At 47.0% G+C, this 973-nt stretch carries 1 protein-coding gene; it reads left to right on the top strand.

Annotation, left to right across the window (positions count from 1 at the left end):
- On the top strand, positions 1 to 973 hold a 973-nt coding region (locus tag BXO88_RS16190), incomplete at both ends, for a dihydrodipicolinate synthase family protein (RefSeq protein ID WP_242945252.1).

The raw sequence follows: 973 nt of genomic DNA, 5'->3' as shown, positions 1-973 counted from the left end.
ATCATGGCAAAGGTTAAAAATTTCAAGACAATATTCCCAGCAGTTTCAGTACCACTTAACGATGACTACTCAATCAACGAGCAGGAGTTCAGAGTATACCTTCGTTGGATCAAGAGCTTCTATGACAAGGGAATTCAGGGTCTTGTATGTAACGGTCACACAGGAGAGATCACAGGCCTTACAAGAGCAGAGAGAAAGAGAGTTGTTGAGATCTGTGCTGAAGAGTGCGGCGATATCATGACTATCGTATCCGGAGTTAACTGTGAGAATACACAGGAATCAATCGAGATGGCAGCTGAGGCAAAGGCAGCCGGAGCAGATGCTATCCTTCTTATGCCTCCTCACATGTGGCTCAGATTCGGTATGAATCCAAATGCACCTTTCGAGTACATCAAGGATGTAGCTGAGGGCGCAGACATCGATATCGTTATCCACCTCTATCCGGCAACATCAAAGGCATTCTACCCTGTAGAGACACTTATCAAGATGTGCAAGGAGATCGATCATGTTAAGTGCATCAAGATGGGAACACGTGTTACATCTATCTACGAGCATGATGTAAGACTTCTTCGTCAGGAGTGCCCGGATATCAGCCTTATCACATGTCATGATGAGACACTTTGCGTATCATGGTTCCCAGGCATGGATGGTGCTCTTATCGGATTCGCAGGCTGCGTACCAGAGCTTATCTGCCCTGCAAGAGAAGTATTCGCAAATCCTGACAAGCACACACTTAAGGAAGCTCAGGACTGGAGCGACAGAATCTATCACATCAGCCAGGCAATCTACGGCGGAGGACAGCCATCAGGTGAGGCACACGCAAGACTTAAGGAGACACTCGTACAGAGAGGTATCTTCACAAGCGCTCTTATGAGAAAGCCTGTACTTCCACTTAACCAGGAGGAGAAGGACTGGATCGCTAAGGGTATCAAGAACAGTGGTCTCGACAAGGTTGATATGAGCAAGTTCGCTT

This window comes from Oribacterium sp. C9 (genome assembly GCF_002007235.1).
In the GTDB taxonomy this organism is placed as follows: Bacteria; Bacillota; Clostridia; order Lachnospirales; family Lachnospiraceae; genus Oribacterium.
This window is presented reverse-complemented; position numbering and strand designations above follow the sequence as displayed.